Source organism: Sphingobacteriales bacterium, from assembly GCA_012517435.1.
Lineage (GTDB): Bacteria > Bacteroidota > Bacteroidia > CAILMK01 > JAAYUY01 > JAAYUY01.
The window spans coordinates 1-2,683 of the sequence record JAAYUY010000034.1 but is presented as its reverse complement, the minus strand read 5'-3'; the positions used below and the strand labels follow the sequence as shown (position 1 = coordinate 2,683).

Below are 2,683 nucleotides of genomic sequence, written 5' to 3'. Positions count from 1 at the left end.
GGAAAAATTCCCAAAGGGGCTTTGTTGATAGGTCCTCCGGGTACTGGTAAAACCCTGTTGGCAAAAGCTGTGGCCGGAGAGGCCAGTGTTCCTTTTTTCTCACTCTCAGGCTCCGACTTTGTTGAAATGTTTGTGGGTGTTGGTGCTTCGAGGGTGCGCGACCTCTTTGCTCAGGCAAAAGCCAAAGCCCCCTGTATTATTTTCATTGATGAAATAGATGCCATCGGAAGGGCAAGGGGCAAAACCATCGTCCCCGGTGGTAATGATGAAAGAGAAAGCACACTCAATCAGTTACTTGCAGAAATGGATGGATTTACATCCAACTCCGGAGTCATCATTCTTGCAGCAACCAACCGCCCCGATGTGCTCGATTCTGCCTTGCTTCGTCCGGGACGTTTCGACAGACAGATTGCCATCGACAGACCAGACCTGAAAGGAAGAGAAGCCATTTTTAAAGTTCATCTTGCCCCGCTCAAGAAACTATCTGCAAACGTCAGCCCTGAACGCTTGGCCGAACAAACACCCGGATTTGCCGGTGCCGAAATTGCCAATGTCTGCAACGAAGCAGCCCTGATTGCCGCCAGAAAGAATAAAGAAATTGTCGATATGGATGATTTTCAGGATGCTATCGACAGAGTGATTGGTGGACTGGAAAAGAAAACAAAAATCATTTCCCCTGATGAGAAAAAAATTGTGGCTTATCATGAAGCCGGGCATGCCATCGTTGGCTGGTTTCTCGAAAATGCAGCCCCGCTCCTGAAGGTTTCCATTGTCCCCCGCGGTTATGCCGCACTGGGTTATGCTCAATATCTCCCCAAAGAACAATATCTTTACACCAGAGAACAAATTCTGGACAATATGGCCATGTCGCTGGGAGGACGCGCTGCCGAAGACCTGAAATTCAATAAAATTTCTACGGGTGCGCAAAACGACCTCGAAAGAGTTACGAAACTAGCCTACGATATGGTTACCATTTATGGAATGAATGAAAAAATCGGACATGTTTCGTTTTACGACCCTAAACAGGAATACGGCTTTACCAAGCCTTACAGCGAAAAAACAGCAGAAGTTATTGATGAAGAGGTCAGAAAAATAATTTCAGCTTCCTTCGAAAGGGCTAAAAACCTTCTCATAGAAAAAAATGAAGAATTCGAAAAAATAGCCAATGCATTGCTTGAAAAAGAAATAATTTTCAAGAGCGACATCGAAATGCTTATCGGGAAAAGACCTTTTGAAGAAAAAGCCCATCATACGGGAGAACCCATTAATACCGAACCCGATCAAACCTCTGAAAATCGTGAACAAACCGAAAACGAAGTATCTGCATGACCATCAGGATATTTATCACAGGAGGAACTTTTGACAAAGAATACAACGAGTTGACGGGAAAACTGTTTTTCAAAGATACCCATCTTCATGAAATGCTGAATTTAGGGCGGTGTCGGGTCAAAACAGAAATCCGGACACTGATGATGATCGACAGCCTCGACATGACTGAAGCCGACAGGGAAATTATTTTGCAAAACTGCCAAAAAACCCCTGAAGATAAAATCGTAATCACACACGGAACAGATACCATGGTCGAAACAGCCCTATTTCTGAAGAACAAGGTTCCCGGAAAAACCATTGTGCTGACAGGGGCTATGATTCCTTATAAATTCGGCAGCTCCGATGGAATGTTCAACCTCGGAAGCAGCATTGCCTTTGCCCAGACTTTGCCGGAAGGGGTTTATATTTCCATGAACGGGAGGTATTTCCCTGCCGGCACGGTCAGAAAAAACAGAGAAAAAGGTGAATTTGAAGAAATTTATTAATTTTTCTTCCTGCCAAAATAAACTGGTACAATATTCGTTTGATTGTTACATGTTAAAATCTAAAAATGCTAACTTTTATTATCGTATCGCTCATGCGCATGGTGTCAAAGACACAATACAAGTGGATTATCGGTTTAATTATCACCTTATTGTTTGCCATCATCATTTACAAGAAATCAATTCCTCATCTGTTGATATAATATCAGGATCTTCTTTTCTGAAATCAGTTGAAATATGATTCGCCTCTCGATACTATTGCTTTTTCTGATCATAAAGCAGGCAGGCGCTCAGGAATTTATCACAAATAAAAAATTTCAGGAGGCAAAAGAATACCGCTCCCTGAAAGATGCCCTTGAAGAACCTAAAAAAGTTTACAAACTTAACCTTAAACGTTTCAGCCAGTCAGTGGTACCTCCGGAAATAGGAAAACTTAAAAATCTGATGAAACTTGAACTTAACTCAAATCAGCTTCGCAATCTTCCGCAGGAATTAAGCCGTCTGAAAAAACTTCAGTATCTCGACCTCTCCTACAGCCGTCATCTCGATATGAACCGGGCAGCTGATGTGTATTCCAGATGCAGCAAACTGACTTATTTGATTCTGGCAGATAATCAAATCAAACAAATCCCTAATCAGATAGCTAATCTTAAAAACCTGAAATACATTGACTTATCATATAACAGAGGCATCAATATCAAACAGGTCATCAGCGTGCTGGCAAAAGCAGGAAATATCAGGGTGCTGATTCTGGCAGACAACAACCTGAGTGAGATTCCGGAAAGCATTAAAGAGCTTAAAAACCTGAAAGAGCTTCATTTACAGTACAATCCTATCAGTGAAGATGTTAAAAAAAAGCTTCAGGAATTGCT

General features: G+C 42.1%; 3 protein-coding genes. All 3 read left to right on the top strand.

Features of this window, described 5'->3' with window-relative positions:
• Positions 1-1,329, top strand: a 1,329-nt coding sequence (gene hflB, locus GX437_02095) for an ATP-dependent zinc metalloprotease FtsH (protein ID NLJ06440.1), incomplete at its 5' end; no start/stop codon positions are given.
• Positions 1,326-1,814 (top strand): asparaginase, encoded by a 489-nt coding sequence (locus GX437_02090; GenBank protein ID NLJ06439.1) that lies wholly within the window; start codon positions 1,326-1,328, stop codon positions 1,812-1,814. The genes hflB and GX437_02090, both read left to right, overlap by 4 nt.
• Before the next feature lie 234 nt (positions 1,815-2,048).
• The coding region (locus GX437_02085) for a leucine-rich repeat domain-containing protein (protein NLJ06438.1) at positions 2,049-2,683 on the top strand (635 nt) is incomplete at its 3' end.

Coding starts and splice junctions, on each gene's coding strand:
- GX437_02090 (NLJ06439.1), top strand. CDS start 1,326: ATGACCATCAGGATATTTATCACAGGAGGAACTTTTGACAAAGAATAC.